Consider the following 13,947-nt stretch of genomic DNA (forward strand, 5'->3'; position numbering starts at 1 on the left):
AAATCAGTTGGCCTCAAGGAGTACGTCGAAGGAACCGGAGATAGTTCCAGTGAGGGTCTGATCGCTTTCGACGCCGTTGGTGACGACACGTTTTTTACCGCTCATATTGGCCGTAAAGGTGCCGGTCATCCGGCTCCCCCCCGTTTCGCCATAACTGGTCAGGGTAATCGTTCCCCCCGTTGAGCCGAAGACCACCTGTTCCCCGTTATCATCATGGGTGATCTTGGGAGAGTTGAAGATGATACTGGCAGAGCCGGTATTTTGCTCGAAGACGGTATCGGTTTCGTTCAGGTTGTAGGTATTGCCGGCATTGATATCGTCAGGGTCGGTAATGATATTGACCATTGTTTGAGTGAGATCTGTGGCTGAGGCCCCTTCGGAGGCGAAGGCGGTGGGGAGGTTAATCCGTTTGACATCCCCCGTAAAGGTGCCGAAGCCGCCAACGATCGTCTTGGGGTCGAACGAGATATTGGCGCCGTTGATCTTGATCGTGGCCGAAAAACTGTTTGCCGTCGTTGTCGTTTCCTCAGCAACCTTGGCCAGCTCAAAGTCGACATCAATCCGTCCGATGGTGGCGGCATTGGAAATGACCACGGTTAACACGTCGCCGGTTGAAACACCAAACCCCTTGATCCCGACCGAATTCCCGGACATTTCCGTCCCGACGGCGGCCCCGGCCCGGTAAACCGCGGCACGAACGGCATTACCGACGGCCCCGGCACTGGGGGAAAGGGTGAGGGTGACATCAACGCCGTTTTCGACCGCCTTGGTCGGGGTGATCTTCAAGACCTTGGTGGCAAATTCGTTGATCTTCTTCACGGCACCGGTCAGGCTGGAGTCTTTGAGTTCTTCCGGGTCGACTGTTTTGGCGACGATCGATTTGGCGGAAAAGAGGTTGGTGTTCAAGACACCGGCGGCTGTTTCTCCGGAGCGAAGGACGCTGTCGCTGGAATGTTCAATCGCCCGGTCTCTCGCGTATTTGGCATAGACGGTGGCGAGGTCCTTTTTAAATTTGCCCTGGAGGGTTGCGTCGAGGGCGTCGGTGACGGTGTCCCAGGGAGGGCCGAGTGGCGCCGACTTGGTCCCGTCCGCCACGAGCGCATCGATCCCTGCCTTGAGTTTGGCATAATAGGTCTGGAGGTAGCTGAGACTTTTGTTGTTGTAGACACGGCCGACGTAGGCGAAGAAATCCTGATTGGAATAAGCCTCCGAACCGCCGGCGTTTGGAACCAAAAGATAATTGGAGAGGATATGCGTTTCGGTTGCGGTAGCGGAGCGGACCTGCGGGGTGGTTGCCGCCGTGTCGATTGTTACTCCGTAGGTGGCAGCACTCCCCTCGGCGGAACCCTGAAGGGTATCCCCAAAACCGGTGTCGTAGCCATTTTGGACCGAATGGAACATCTCATGGGCCACCGAGGCGAAGACAGTCCCCAGGGCGTTGGTGGCGGTGGTGTCGGCGATTCGGGAAAAACCGACGTAGAGGATCCCGAAGCTGAAACCAAAATGATTGGCGCTTTCGTCAAGCCCTCCCGGTTCAAACTTACTTCCGCCATTGAAGAGAGAGATCGGCATATAATTCTTGCCGCCGACGGCAATAACCTGAAGGTTCGGTTGTCGGAAACCGGCGGCCTGGTAAATGGCGCCGGCGGCCACCCCGTTATTGCTGACCCTCTGGACAATCACCGTTTGGATCTGGGCATCGGTCAGGCTGGCGGCAGGGATGTTCAAGATACCGGAGATGACAGTCCTTAGATTGGGGTCCCTCGGGTTGTAATAGCTGATCCACAAATTGGTGCTCCACGGGGCCTCCGCCGTTGCCTCTTTGGAGGGGTCCAGGGTCATCGACGAGCCCTCGGACGATGTGGCGGTCTGCAGGTTGGGGTTGTAGACGACAGTGTAGATGGCGTCTTTGGGAAGTCCCTTTAGCTTGAGGGTGAGTTGGGAACCGCTCAAACTTCCAGGAACCCAGAGGGTCGTTTTGTTGTCCGGATCAAAGACCTTGATGTAAACCTTGATGGCGTTCTGGTCTGCCGCCGGGATGGAGGAGTTATCCAGCTGAACCGTCATCGTAACATCCTGGGTGGTGATAAAGTGCATGATGGAATCAAGATTTAAATCGTAGGAACTGGAAACGGTTTTTTCTCCCTCTTCCAGGAGATCGGAGGGGGTGTCGACGATTTCGATTTCCGGTTGGGCCCGGAGGGCGGCTGGCATGCTGTCATCGGCGATAATGACCTGAAACTTACCATCCTCTGAGGTGAAGGTTCCGCCGGTGACACCATCTTCGGTATACTCCGGATCTTCCTTGTCCGGGGTGTCGTCATCGTCGTCATCCCCGCCACAGTAAGAAAGCGAGAAGACAAGGGAACAAATCAGCAGACCCAACAGGAAAAGCCGCCGCATTTTTAGGATTCTAATTCAAAAGAGGGCTGAAAGACAACGAAAAATACTCGGGGACTAGGATCAATGAATACAATATGTTATGGCCACGAAATAGGGCCTTGACAATACCTACCCCCTAAGCATAGAATGTTCCGCATGAAGCCGGTTTCAACCAGGACTTTGCAGGTCTTTAAACAGTGGGGCAAGGAAGGGGGGAAGAGGCGGGCCAAAAACCTTTCCCCTTCGGCCCGTCAGGCTATTTCGAGGCATGCCGCTCAAACGCGTTGGGGTCTTCAAAAAACTCATGAGTCATCCATGTCCAGTGTGCGTCTTAGAGGAGCGCTTTGGGGAAATCCGGTCTATTTGGAAGAGGTTCTCTCGCATGGAAGCTTGAGAGACTGGAAAGAACTGCGCCGCAGAATTGCCGATCACCCCTTTGGCGCTGAAGCCGGTGCGCTCGAGAAAGTTCTTAATGCGATCAGTATCTACGGAACCATTTCTTTATGGAAAGGGATCCTTGGCAATTTACGGGGGAATTTTTTGTGAAAAAAGAAGCCGATACATTTCCTGCATGGGAAAAATTACTTTCCGCACAAGCTCTCTTCCAATCCCATTTTCCGGAGTCTGTTCTTGTTGGCGGAACAGCCGCGGCACTTCATGCCGGTCATCGTGTCTCTATGGATGCCGATCACGTTTTGCCTGATCTTAAAAAACGATTCGCCGAAATTTTGGCTCAAGTGGAGAAAGAAGCCGGCTGGAAAACAAGCCGGATGGAACCTCCGGTTCTCATTTTGGGAAACTTTCAAGGGGTCCGGACCGGTATTCGCCAGTTGATCCGGAAAAAACCACTGGAGACAACGATGGTGAAAGGACTTCGCGTCCCGACGGTTGCCGAAATTTTAAGAATCAAAGGCTACTTAATTACCAAGAGAAACACGACGCGGGACTTTATTGATTTTGTCGCCCTTTTCGACCATTTCGGGGCTGAAAAATCTTTGAAGGCGCTGGCTTCATTGGATGATCTCTATCCGCAAGAGGGGGAGGAGTCTGTATTAAAACAACTCGCCACACAGCTGGCTGAACCCAAGCCCTGGGATCTGACAGAGACTGATTTAAGTCACTACAAATCACTCAAAGAACCTTACACCGACTGGAATGAAATCAAACGGCGAGCAGGGGCGGCGGGTCTTCGAATTTTGGAATCACTTTTGGTTTAGGGTATTTGTTTTATGCTCGGGGACTAGGATTCGAACCTAGATTTACGGAGTCAGAGTCCGCAGTCCTGCCGTTAGACGATCCCCGAATAAGCGGCTTTTTAGTAGATGAGCGGTTGCTCAAAGTCAACTCTCAACCGAAGAAAACCTCTGCCAGCTTATAGAAAGCGGGATCCACCGTCTTGATCTTCTTGACCACCTGTTGGAGCGGGAGGGAAATTATTTTGTTCCCCTGGATCCCGACCATCCGGCCGAATTTTCCGCTATGGGCGAGATTAACCGCCTCCACGCCGAGGCGGGTGGCGAGGATCCGGTCATAGGCGGTTGGCGTTCCTCCCCTCTGAACATGCCCCAGTTCCGTCACCCGGATCTCAAACGAGGTCCTTTTCTGCAACTCCCTCGCGAGAAGCATCCCGATACCCCCCAGTTTGATGTCGCCGTACTCGTCTTTTTTGGTGGGGGTCTTGAGGATCTTTTTCTTCCTCCCAACCCCTTCGTAGAGCCGGGCGTCTTCGGAAACGACGATGATGCTAAAATTCTTGCCGCGGCTGGCTCGTTGCTTCAGAAGCCTTATCAAGTGATTGAGTGAAAAAGGGACTTCCGGAATCAAGATGGCATCCCCCCCGCCGGCAATGCCGGCACAGGCGGCGATCCAGCCGGTGTGACGTCCCATCACCTCCACGATCATCACGCGGTGGTGGGATTCTGCGGTGGTGTGGAGACGATCGATGGCGTCCGTCGCAATTTGCACCGCGGTATCAAAACCGATCGTGACATCGGTCCCCCAAAGATCGTTGTCGATCGTTTTGGGGATGCCGATCGTCGGGATGCCGGCCTTGTGGAAGGCATAGGAGACCCGCATCGTTCCCTCGCCGCCGATCGCCAATACGCCGTCCAGGGGGGAACGCCGGAAGTTTTCAATGACCTTTCTCTTCATCTCCGGTGTCTTCAAAGGGTTGATACGGGTCGTCCCGAGGATCGTTCCCCCCATCGGGAGGATGCCGGAGACCGAGGCGATATCGAGCGGACGGAAATGAGAAGTCAGAAGCCCTTTCCATCCTTCCAGGATGCCATCGATGCCAATGTTGAGGGAAACGGCCCGCCGGACAACCGCACGAATGGCGGCATTCAGACCGGGGCAGTCACCCCCCCCTGTGAGCACTCCGAGTTTCATCGGGAGGGATCTTATGGATTTTTCCCGCGCTTGCCAAGGGAAAATCAAAGGTCTAAAGTTGATAGAGTGAACACCATTGACTATGCCGGTCTGCTAGGTGCGATGACCCAGGAAGGGACCCTCTATGAAAAACTGGAGGGGGAGAAGGTCCGCTGTTTTTCCTGCGGCCACCGGTGCGTGATTCCCGAAGGACGGATCGGGATTTGCAAGGTCCGCTTTAATAAAGGAGGGAAACTCCAGGTCCCCTTTGGTTATGTGGGGGCGCTCCAGTGCGACCCGATCGAAAAAAAACCGTTCTTTCATGCGATGCCAGGAACCGAGGCCTTCTCCTTCGGGATGCTGGGGTGTGATTATCACTGTCCGAATTGCCAAAATTGGCTGACCAGTCAGGCCCTGCGCGACCCAAAGGCGATAGCCCCTCCGCAGAAGGTGACGCCCAAAGAATTGGTGGCGATGGCCAGAGAAAGGGGGGCCTCGACACTCGCCTCCACTTACAATGAACCACTGATCACCAGCGAATGGGCCGTGGCTGTCTTTCAAGAGGCGAAGAGGGCGGGATTCAAGACCGCCTATATCTCCAACGGCAACGGGACCCCACAAGTGATCAATTATCTAAGGCCTTGGGTTGATCTTTATAAAGTAGACCTCAAGGGTTTTAACGACAAACATTATCGGGAACTGGGGGGGCTGTTGGATCCTGTCCTTGAAACGATCCAGGCTATTCACGAAAAACAGTTCTGGCTGGAGGTTGTTACCCTCATCATCCCCGGCTTTAATGATTCGGATGAAGAGTTGAGGCAGATCGCCCGGTTTCTCGCCAAGATTTCAAAAGAGATCCCATGGCATCTGACCGCCTTTCACAAGGATTACAAAATGAGGGGTCCGGCCAACACACCGGTGGAGACTCTTGTTCGCGCCGCGCGGATCGGTCAGGAGGCAGGGCTCCACTTTATCTACGCCGGTAATCTGCCGGGAAAGGTAGGGGATCTGGAAAACAGCTATTGTCCCTCTTGCAAGACCCTCCTGGTTGAAAGGGTTGGGTACACAATCTTGAAGAACAACCTCCAGTCTGGCTGTTGTCCCCAATGCCTGCAAAAAATCCCGGGGGTTTGGGGCTAAAGGGAGGAAACTACCTCAATCGTACTGCGGTTTGAAATAGAGGAATTTTCAGGGTCATCCAGGAGGTGGATGATCCGTTCAGAACGGGGCGGCATCGGGCAATCCAGCCTCGGACGCACCGCGATCTTCATCTCCGGGGGGAGCTGGTGTTCTTCCGTGTAGAGCGAAACGGTATCACCCCCGCAGACGAGGGTATGGGGGGGTGGTGTCAGAGAGATAATTCTACGGATATTGTCGGTGATACTCCAACCTTCGAGGGGGGAGAAGACCTCAATTTCTGGAAAATCCCGGACCTTGTTCACCAAGATAGACTGACGGGCGGCATGGGAGAGAATCGGTCCCTTGTGGGTTCGTGACCGGTTGACGGTGAAGACAACCAATCTTTTCAGGCCCAGCTGACGGACTGCCTGAAGCCAGAGAGAGAGATGCCCCTGGTGGGTCGGGCTCAAGGTCCCGCAGGCGATTCCTGTCCCGCCAAAGGGGAGATTGCCGGCCAGGAAATTGGCCCGCGCATTTTCGATTTCCTTCTGGAGCAACGGATTGAGGACCTCCCGGATATTGACGAAGAAACGTTTCCGGGTGGCGATCCCCGGGTTTTGGACGCCGATACGACTCCGGTTCAGGAAAGGGGGAGGAAAATGGGGGATCTTTTCAATCCCGCCGAATGGTTTGACGACCAGTTTCTCCATCTCTTCATCGGTCATCTCAATCATGAAGGTAGGGAAATAAAGGGGTCTTCTTTCTTTCTGAGAACGCCGCCAAACCTCCCCCATCCGGTGTTGCCCCTGGACATGAACCATCCCGTACGAAGGACTTTTGAAGGTGATTGGCGGTTGGGTCAGGGCCGTTTCTTCGATCTTGCCCGTCGGTTCATAAAGGAAATAGAACTTTACCAGATTCGGATTGTCGTTGTAGCCGGTGTATCGGTTGATCGTGGGCCAGGGGGCGCAGTCGGTATTCTTTAAACAGAGCCAAGTCAGCTCTGAATTGTTGAGTGTCTTGAAGTCGAGGCTCCCCCGGTTGATCCGGGCCCCGGCGGAAGTATTGGCCAAAAAAGAATTAGTCGCCCGCAAATTACCCGACTCGGCCTCTTCATTGACATTGATCCACTCCAGAGAGGTGCTGCGGAGAGAGGCGACATCTTCTTCCCCGTCCTCAAAAGAGGGGATTTTTCGGTCCGGAATCACCTGACCGTGAAGGGTAATCTCCACGTTGAGCGGTTTTCCATCCCAGTCCAGCCCCCGTTCAATAGGGTCTGTACCCTGTTTGGCGACCGGCCTGATTTTGGGGAGGGTAATGATGGAGAGGAGGCCGCCCAAGATGGAGCACAATCTTTGCGTACCATGGGCGAGACCCCACAACGGCGGCCCGGGGATCCCCTTCTCAAAGGCCATCAGACCGGCGAGCGAATAGTAGGTCAGGAACTTGTTAATCGGCCGGACGGCCCACCTTTTTAACCGTTCAGTTTTTTTAGGGTCTTCCATGAAGAGGTCGATCGGAAGGGTGAAGGCGATGGAGGCCAGTGCCTGGTCGCTTGACTTGATGATGAGGGAGCTCCAGGAAAGACCGATCCCGGCGCAGGTATTGTAAAAAGAATTAGCCAACCAGTTTTCGAACGCCTGTTCGATCGGGGCATAAATTTTTCCGAGGGAAGCGGCCCCCAGGCTGAAATGGTGTCCCCGGATCTGGAAGAATTCGATATGGTAGGGAAACCGTTTCTTGGCCCATTGGCCGACATCCGCCATGATCCCCTGCCTCACAATGGTTCGAAAACGGGCGATAAAACTGAGGACAAAGGAGCCTGCAAACTGCGACCAGTGCGGTCTTAAAGCAATGGCACCGACAAAAAAACTGGCGGTGGCGGCAAGAATCGTAACAACGCCTCCGGCCATACCGATTTCAAAATCCCTGAGGAGGAGACGCCAGTCCTTGACAATCTGGTGAAAGCGACGGAAAGAGACCCGCGCAAAGTGACGACTGCCGACGGCCCACGACTCTGAGGCCTCCAGAAAACCTTGTTTGTAGAGATGGTAAAGCGCCGCGTTAGTCCGGTGACGAAGGAGGGGATGACCAGAAGAGAAAGAGATTGCTTCGCTGGATTCCTGAATAGTTTCCTTCAATGGCCGAAAAAATACTTTAGTGCTTCTCTCCGGAAAGGCTAGCGCCGTTTTGAGGGGACTGTCAAGGACGTTTGGTTGTTGCACTTTTATCAATTATTTCCTAGGAATTTCTTGAGCCTTTGAGGAGGAAGTCCCCATGCCTGATTTTGATCTGACGGCCGAGCAAGAGATGCTCCGGAAAACGATCCGTGACTTTGCCGAAAAAGAGATCCGGCCGGTCGCCCAAAAACTGGATGAAAAAGAGGAGTTTTCCTGCGCCCTGACCGCCCGAATGGCCGGCTTGGGACTCTTTGGAATGACGATTTCTCCTGATTATGGTGGACAAGGGGCAGACACCCTCTCCTATATCCTTTGCGTCGAGGAACTGGCCCGTGTCGATGGCTGTCAAGCGGCGACCGTGGCGGCGGCCAACTCTTTGGGGATCGGGCCGATTGTGGCCTTCGGGACTGAAAAACAGAAACGGAAATACCTTCCCGATCTTTGCACTGGCAAAAAACTATGGGCCTTTGGCCTGACCGAGCCGGAGGCGGGGAGCGATGCCGGCAGTTCCAAGACCCACGCCGAACTCAAAAATGGCAAATGGCTCATCAACGGCTCCAAGATTTTTATCACCAACGGTTCGACCGAGATCACGGCCGGTGTAACGGTGCAATGTGTGACCGGCGTTGAAAAACAGACCGGTAAGAAGGAAATCTCTTGCATCATTGTAGAAAAAGGGGCCGCCGGTTTTGTGGCGAAGACGATGCACCACAAGATGACCTGGCGTTCCTCCAACACGGCGGAGCTCTATTTTCAGGATGTGACGGTGCCGGAGGAAAATCTTTTAGGCAAAAGGGGGGATGGTTTTCGTCAGATGTTGAAGACGCTCGACTCCGGCCGTCTGGGGATCGCCGCGATGGGGTTGGGTGGGGCCGAAGGGGCGTTTGAGGCGGCCTTGAAATATTCCCAGGAGAGAAAAACCTTTGGCGTGCCAATCGCCAAGCATCAGGCGATCGCCTTCAAGTTGGCCGATATGGCAACCGAGATCGAGGCGGCCCGCGGCCTCCTTTACAGGGCCTGCTGGCTGAAAGACCAGGGGCGGCCGTTTGCCAAGGAGGCCTCGATGGCAAAACTTTATTGTTCCGAGGTGATGGGGAGGGTGGTCGATCATGCGGTGCAAATTTTTGGCGGGTACGGCCTGATGGAGGAATACCCGGTCGCCAAATTTTACCGGGACCAGCGTCTTTTGGAGATTGGGGAAGGAACGAGCGAGGTCCAACGGATCGTGATCTCACGACATTTGGGGTGCTAAATGCCTGTCAAACCTGACCACTGGATCTGCGAGATGGCTGAACAAAAAAAGATGATTGAGCCATTCGCCAAAGATCAGGTTCGAAAAGGGGTGATCTCCTACGGGGTTTCTTCGTACGGCTACGACATGCGCCTCTCAGATCAGTTCAAGGTTTTGCGACCCGCTTCAGACAAACCGGAGGCAGAGATCCTCGACCCCAAGAATGTCGATCCCTCGCACTTCGAGGAAAAACGGGAGTCGGTCCGCATCATCCCTCCGCACAGTTTTGTCTTGGGCCAGAGTATCGAATATTTCCGGATCCCGCGGGATATTCTGGCGATCGCCTTCGGCAAGTCGACCTATGCCCGGTCCGGGGTTTTTGTAAACCTCACCCCCTTTGAACCGGAGTGGGAAGGGTTTGTCACCATTCAGATTGCCAACCTTTCCCCCTATTCTGCAAAAGTCTACGCCGGGGAGGGGATCGCCCAGGTCCTTTTTCTGGAGGCGACCGATCTCTGCCAAACCTCCTACAAGGATAAAAAGGGAAAATATCAGGCCCAAAAAGAGATCACGACCTCGAAGATCTAGATGTCACCCTCTATTATCTCAGCCCGGCAGATTGTTAAAAATTTTGGGGGCCTGGCTGCCGTCGACCGGGTTGACTTCGAGATCCGCAGTGGAGTCTGTTTTGGTTTTCTGGGCCCGAACGGGGCCGGCAAGACCACCTTGATGCGAATGATTGATGCCGCCTCGCCACGGAGTGGCGGGGATCTCCTGGTTTTTGGCGAAGACCCGGAGAAAAAGGCAAGAGAGATCAAAAAACGGATCGGTGTGGTCCCTCAAGAGGACAGCCTTGATCCGGACCTGACCGTCATTCAAAATCTTCTCATGTACGGGCGCTACTTTGACCTCTCCTCCCGTTTGTCTCAGAAACGGGCCGGGGAGCTTCTCCAATTTTTTCAGTTGGAGGAAAAGCGAAAGGCCCCAATTGACAAACTCTCCGGCGGGATGAAGCGGCGCCTTTTGATCGCCCGGGCGTTGATCAACGAACCGGAACTCCTTATCTTGGACGAACCGACGACCGGCCTCGACCCGCAGGCGCGTCACGCCATCTGGGACAAACTCAGAGAACTCAAGGGCCAGGGGGTGACGCTGATCCTCACCACCCACTATATGGAAGAGGCGTCAGAGCTCTGCGACCGTTTGGTGATTATGGATCATGGCAAGATTATTCAGGAAGGGTCTCCCTCGGCCCTCATCCAAAACCAGGGGGTTGAAAATTTAGAACAGGTTTTCTTGAAACTGACCGGGAGGGACTTAAGGGAATGAATCTGGGGAGACGTCTCTTCAAGGTTTGGCTCCGCGACTTAATCGTCTGGTCCAAATACTGGCACACCAGTCTCGTTGGGGCGTTGGGGGAACCGGTTCTCTACTTTGTCGGGATCGGTTATGGTCTCGGTTCCTTTATCCCGCCGATTGAGGGGATCCCGTATGTTCAATACCTCGCCCCGGCGCTGATCGCCTCGTCGGTGATGAATAGCGCCTCCTTTGAAACCACTTTCAGTTCCTTTACCCGGATGGAGAAACAAAAGACCTATGCCTCCATTGCGGCGACACCGATCAGCATGGAAGAGGTGGTGGCGGGGGAGATCCTCTGGGGGGCGACCAAGGCCTGTCTGGCCGGGCTCGTGATGTTGATCGCGATGGTGGTCGCCGGCCTCATCACTCCCTTGGGGGCGTTGTGGATTGCCCCGGTGATGGGGATTACGGCGGTTCTTTTTTCCGGGCTCGGGATGCTCGCGACTTCCTATGCCCCGGATTATGATTTCTTTACCTATTATTTTACCCTTTTTTTAGAACCGATGTTTCTTTTCTCCGGCACTTTTTTTCCACTCTCCGGGATGCCGGTCTTTTTACAGAAGATTGTCTGGATCCTCCCGCTCACCCCCGCCGTACACCTCTGCCGGACGCTTGCCCAAAAGGGATTCGATTGGAATCTTCTCCTCCCCTTTAGCTGGATTCTCCTGCTGGCCCTGTTTTTTTGCTGGTTCGCGATCCGGCGGATGGTCAAGAGGCTGGTGGTTTAAGGTTTTATTGACTATTTCTGTCTTGAATCCTGATGGAGAGGGTGCAATACTGTCCCTGTGAGGCACGATAACATTATCCAGCGTTCAAAAGAACTTTTGGGGGGGACACCCGTTTTTGCTGGCACAAGGGTTCCCATCCAGAATCTCTTAGACTATCTGGAAGAGGGTAAGTCCACCACTGATTTCTTGGAAGATTTTCCGACTGTCAGTCACGAACAGGTTCTCAATATCTTGGAAGTAGCCAAAGAAACTCTTGTGAGTGGGCCTCATGCGCGTATTGCTTGACGAATGTCTCCCCAAAAAATTGAAAGGCGACCTCCTAGAGTATCACGAGGTTTTCACTGTTCCTGAAATGAGTTGGGCAGGAAAGAAAAACGGCGAATTGTTGAAATTGGCCGCCTCCAAATTCGACCTGTTTCTCACGGCGGACCAAAATCTTACTTATCAGCAAAATCTGGAATCGGCACAAATTGGCGTTATCATTTTGGTCACAAAAAATAATCGTTTGGAATCCTTCCAACGTCTAATGCCCAAAGTGAGGCAACTGTTACAACAGGGTCCCGTCAAGGGTATTGTTAAGGTGCTTTGAAAAAAACTTGGGTTGGTGGTTTAGCGGTAAAACCCCTTTGTTTTTTCAGTCAGTTCTCGCAATTTCCGGTTATCGATCACCTTGCCGCGGCGGAGGACGAGGCGGTTGTTGCAGAACAGTTTGACTGCGCGGGCGAGGGTCTTTGCCTCCAGTTTTTTTCCGCGTTCGATAATTTCTTCAAGTGGTGTCTTGGTCTTGTCAAACCGGAACGCCTCCTGGCAGATGATCGGTCCTTCGTCGAGATCGGTGGTGACAAAGTGGGCGGTGACGCCGGTCACCTCCACCCCCTTGTGGTACGCCTGTGAATAGGCCCGTGCGCCCGGAAAAGAGGGGAGGAGCGACGGGTGGACGTTGATGATTTTCCCTTCGTAACGAAAACAGAACTCCGGGGAGAGGATCTGCATGTAACGGGCGAGGATGATCCCATCGACGTCAAAACCGGCCAGTTTTTTCAAAATTTTTTCCTCATGTTCCTTTTTACGGAGAGACGGGTTGTAGTAAAAGGGGACGTGATATCTGGCGGCGATCGGTCGAAGGTCGGTCCGGTTGGAAAGAACCATCACCGGTTTTCCCTTGATCTCTCCCCTCTTCATCTGTCTTAAGAGTTCTTCCAGACAGTGAGGCTCTTTGGTGGCGAGGATGGCGATCTCTTTTAATTTTTTTTCTTTTTCCGGATGAAAACTGATCTCCATCCGGATCTTTCGGGCCACCTCCCGGAGTCCTTTCAGGAAATGGGGGAGGGGGGTTCGCATCTCCTTAAAATCAACCACCATGTTCATGACGAGAACCCCTTCTAAAATCCTCTGGTCGATATCCTCGATGTTGATATTATTTTGGGAGAGGTAGCCGGTGACCGCCGCAATAATCCCTTTGTGGTCCGGCCCGGCAACACGAATGCGAGCGATCTTTGGGTGAGACATTAAGGGCTAATTTAGCATATTGGGCAGAAGAATCAAAGGCCTACATTGTCCCTTGACTTTGAAGGGCCAATTCCCTAGGCTCCCCCCGCTTTCATTAAGGAGAAAAAGTGGCGACACATATCCGGCTTTCGCGTGTTGGGGCAACAAAGAAACCGTTTTACAGGATCGTTGTGGCGGACAAGTCTTTTCCCCGGGACGGGCGTTGTTTGGAAATCCTTGGGACCTACGACCCGGCCAAGGGGATTGAAAAATCAACGGTCAATAAGGAACGGACCCAATGGTGGCTCTCCAAAGGGGCCAAACCTTCGGAGACGGTCAATCATATCCTTAGATCCGTTCGTTCCTAAAATCTCGAGTTATCCTTTGGCTGAAGCGCCCGTGCACTCTTTCGACATACTGACCCTCTTCCCCTCGTTTTTTGAAGGACCTCTCAAGGTCGCCCTGCTCCAGAAGGCGATTGTCTCCAAAAAGATTGGCGTTTCTCTTCACGATTTGAGGTCGTTTGCGACCGATCGTCACCGTACCATGGATGATACTCCCTACGGCGGCGGTCCGGGGATGTTGATGAAGGTGGAACCGGTCGTTGCGGCGATCGAAAAAATAACCCTGTGTCAAAAAGGGAAAAAGAGTCGAAGACTCCTTCTATCCCCTCAAGGGAATCTGTTGACGCAGTCCAAGGCGAAAGAATTGGCCGCCTATGACCAGCTTGTCCTGGTTTGCGGCCGCTATGAAGGGGTCGATGCCCGGGTTGTTGAAGGAGGCTGGATTGATGAAGAGATTTCGATTGGTGATTATGTGGTGATGGGGGGAGAGGCGGCGGCGCTCGTCTTGATCGAGGCGGTGGTGCGATGGATCCCCGGGGTGGTGGGGGATCAGGGGTCGGTTGCGAAAGACACCCTCTCCGATGGCCAGTTAAAACACCCCCAGTACACACGGCCGGAAGATTTTCGGGGGCTCAAGGTTCCGGAGATTCTCCTCTCCGGGAATCACAAGGAGATTGAAAACTGGCGGCAAAGGATGGCAAAAGAAAAGACAGGTAAAAAGAGGCCGGATCTGTTAAAAAAGTAGGGTC

The 13,947-nt window shown here is 53.6% G+C and carries 15 protein-coding genes and 1 tRNA gene; 11 read left to right on the top strand and 5 right to left on the bottom strand.

Annotation, left to right across the window (positions count from 1 at the left end):
* Positions 1 to 3 precede the first annotated feature (3 nt).
* Positions 4 to 2,403, bottom strand: coding sequence for a hypothetical protein (locus HYS22_07650; GenBank protein MBI1910026.1), 2,400 nt, complete (start codon positions 2,401 to 2,403; stop codon positions 4 to 6).
* Positions 2,404 to 2,538: 135 nt separating this feature from the next.
* Here HYS22_07650 and HYS22_07655 point away from each other — a divergent pair, with 135 nt between their 5' ends.
* Both HYS22_07655 and HYS22_07660 read left to right on the top strand, forming a co-directional pair.
* On the top strand, positions 2,539 to 2,928 hold the full coding sequence (locus tag HYS22_07655) for a hypothetical protein (protein ID MBI1910027.1): 390 nt from the start codon (positions 2,539 to 2,541) through the stop codon (positions 2,926 to 2,928).
* The gene (locus tag HYS22_07660) at positions 2,925 to 3,599 is read left to right on the top strand and encodes a hypothetical protein (protein ID MBI1910028.1); all 675 of its coding nucleotides are present in this window, start codon (positions 2,925 to 2,927) and stop codon (positions 3,597 to 3,599) included. The genes HYS22_07655 and HYS22_07660 overlap by 4 nt, the downstream gene beginning before the upstream one ends.
* A 15-nt stretch (positions 3,600 to 3,614) precedes the next feature.
* On the opposite strand, the gene HYS22_07665 is transcribed toward HYS22_07660, so the two are convergent.
* A tRNA-Gln gene (locus HYS22_07665) sits at positions 3,615 to 3,685 on the bottom strand.
* Positions 3,686 to 3,729: 44 nt separating this feature from the next.
* Positions 3,730 to 4,770, bottom strand: a complete 1,041-nt coding sequence (locus tag HYS22_07670) for a 6-phosphofructokinase (protein ID MBI1910029.1) — start codon at positions 4,768 to 4,770, stop codon at positions 3,730 to 3,732.
* 102 nt (positions 4,771 to 4,872) lie between these two features.
* Here HYS22_07670 and amrS point away from each other — a divergent pair, with 102 nt between their 5' ends.
* Positions 4,873 to 5,889: an AmmeMemoRadiSam system radical SAM enzyme gene (amrS, locus tag HYS22_07675; protein MBI1910030.1), complete on the top strand. Its 1,017-nt coding sequence runs from the start codon at positions 4,873 to 4,875 to the stop codon at positions 5,887 to 5,889.
* Here amrS and HYS22_07680 read toward each other — a convergent pair.
* Positions 5,886 to 8,009, bottom strand: coding sequence for a hypothetical protein (locus HYS22_07680; protein ID MBI1910031.1), 2,124 nt, complete (start codon positions 8,007 to 8,009; stop codon positions 5,886 to 5,888). The genes amrS and HYS22_07680 overlap by 4 nt on opposite strands.
* Positions 8,010 to 8,145: 136 nt before the next feature.
* Between HYS22_07680 and HYS22_07685 the strand changes: the two genes are divergently transcribed.
* Genes HYS22_07685 through HYS22_07710 form a run of 6 tightly spaced genes read left to right on the top strand, consistent with a single transcriptional unit; the run spans position 8,146 to position 11,955 of the window.
* Positions 8,146 to 9,300 carry an acyl-CoA dehydrogenase family protein gene (locus tag HYS22_07685; GenBank protein ID MBI1910032.1) on the top strand — a complete coding sequence of 385 codons (1,155 nt, stop codon included), beginning with the start codon at positions 8,146 to 8,148 and terminating at the stop codon, positions 9,298 to 9,300.
* The gene (locus tag HYS22_07690; GenBank protein ID MBI1910033.1) at positions 9,301 to 9,867 is read left to right on the top strand and encodes a dCTP deaminase; all 567 of its coding nucleotides are present in this window, start codon (positions 9,301 to 9,303) and stop codon (positions 9,865 to 9,867) included. It begins immediately after the preceding gene.
* Positions 9,868 to 10,608, top strand: a complete 741-nt coding sequence (locus HYS22_07695) for an ABC transporter ATP-binding protein (protein ID MBI1910034.1) — start codon at positions 9,868 to 9,870, stop codon at positions 10,606 to 10,608.
* Entirely contained in the window at positions 10,605 to 11,366 is a 762-nt protein-coding gene (locus tag HYS22_07700; GenBank protein ID MBI1910035.1) for an ABC transporter permease, read from the top strand. The genes HYS22_07695 and HYS22_07700 overlap by 4 nt, the downstream gene beginning before the upstream one ends.
* Before the next feature lie 57 nt (positions 11,367 to 11,423).
* Positions 11,424 to 11,651, top strand: coding sequence for a DUF433 domain-containing protein (locus HYS22_07705; GenBank protein MBI1910036.1), 228 nt, complete (start codon positions 11,424 to 11,426; stop codon positions 11,649 to 11,651).
* On the top strand, positions 11,635 to 11,955 hold the full coding sequence (locus HYS22_07710) for a DUF5615 family PIN-like protein (protein MBI1910037.1): 321 nt from the start codon (positions 11,635 to 11,637) through the stop codon (positions 11,953 to 11,955). The genes HYS22_07705 and HYS22_07710 overlap by 17 nt, the downstream gene beginning before the upstream one ends.
* 20 nt (positions 11,956 to 11,975) lie before the next feature.
* On the opposite strand, the gene HYS22_07715 is transcribed toward HYS22_07710, so the two are convergent.
* A complete protein-coding gene (locus HYS22_07715; protein MBI1910038.1) occupies positions 11,976 to 12,875 on the bottom strand; it encodes a formyltetrahydrofolate deformylase in 900 nt (299 codons plus the stop codon).
* A 107-nt stretch (positions 12,876 to 12,982) separates the two neighbouring features.
* Between HYS22_07715 and rpsP the strand changes: the two genes are divergently transcribed.
* Both rpsP and trmD read left to right on the top strand, forming a co-directional pair.
* Positions 12,983 to 13,222: a 30S ribosomal protein S16 gene (gene rpsP / locus HYS22_07720; protein ID MBI1910039.1), complete on the top strand. Its 240-nt coding sequence runs from the start codon at positions 12,983 to 12,985 to the stop codon at positions 13,220 to 13,222.
* Between the two features lie 31 nt (positions 13,223 to 13,253).
* Positions 13,254 to 13,943 (top strand): tRNA (guanosine(37)-N1)-methyltransferase TrmD, encoded by a 690-nt coding sequence (trmD, locus tag HYS22_07725; protein MBI1910040.1) that lies wholly within the window; start codon positions 13,254 to 13,256, stop codon positions 13,941 to 13,943.
* Positions 13,944 to 13,947 lie beyond the last annotated feature (4 nt).

Source organism: Deltaproteobacteria bacterium, from assembly GCA_016177765.1.
Lineage (GTDB): Bacteria > UBA10199 > UBA10199 > JACPAL01 > JACOUP01 > JACOUP01.